This window comes from Niveibacterium sp. COAC-50, from assembly GCF_013184235.1.
GTDB lineage: Bacteria > Pseudomonadota > Gammaproteobacteria > Burkholderiales > Rhodocyclaceae > Niveibacterium > Niveibacterium microcysteis.
Map to the genome: position 1 here is coordinate 1 of NZ_JABCJM010000020.1, position 888 is coordinate 888.

The 888-nt window shown below is 54.8% G+C and carries 1 protein-coding gene; it reads left to right on the plus strand.

What is annotated here, in order from left to right:
* Positions 1-134 precede the first annotated feature (134 nt).
* Complete coding sequence (locus tag HH302_RS22225) at positions 135-683, plus strand: hypothetical protein (RefSeq protein WP_172205422.1); 549 nt, start codon at positions 135-137, stop codon at positions 681-683.
* Positions 684-888: the final 205 nt, after the last annotated feature.

An 888-nucleotide genomic window follows, 5' to 3' on the forward strand; every position in this document is an offset into this window, starting at 1 on the left:
TAGCGGCCGCGCAAACCTCAATGCAAATTAGCGCCGCACCTAACAAGTCCGTCAACGGGACGCCAAACTGCTGCGCAGTTTGGTCCCCTTCGCTGCGCTCCGGCGCCCGTTACGTCCAACGTTAGGCCAACCCCATGGGCACCACCTACCGATTTATCGAACACCCAACTGAAAGCAGCTCCGTGCTTCAGTGGTTTAGGGCATTACCTGTTCCGCCTGAAGAGAAGCAAACTCAGAGGGCAACAGTTTTGTTTTTTCGCTCATTCGGTGCTCTTGCATACACTGGTTCCGGGGCAATAGACCCCAAGCTCTCGCCAGTCGTAACGATCTACTTGCCCCGCACCGTGCGCGGTGCGCTGTGGTCTGTTGGTGAAGTGCATTTCTTGTCCACGCCACTCAAAGGGCGCTTTCCTGAACTACACAAAATCAACAATGCATTTGCAAAGTGGCTGCGGAAATTTGAGATTGTGTTTTCAAACAAGTCTGGCGGTGTAAGTGAGTGGAACTACTACCTGGAAGGGTCAGTAACGCACTACGACCCACCAGTGTTCGGCCTTCCTAGCGGGCTTCAGGCGATTCAGAACAATCAGTACTTCATTGCGGACGATGACAATGAGGCCGTCATTGAGAAAGTCTGTTCTTCACTCAGGCTTCGGGGAGTTCATTGTGACTCCTTGGCCTAACCCGGCAGTCAAGCGGACCACCACAAGCTGCGCTTGTGGTTCCCTCCGCGCTACGCGCTCCGGTGTCCGCTTACTTCTACTACAAGGGCTTCCCCAGTAGTCAAGGCGAACTGATCCAACGGCCACGCAACACGTGGCCGTTTTGCTTCCTGCCAAACCGCTTTGTTCTTCCGGTCGTTGGGCTGCGTCGCTCGATTGAGCGAGG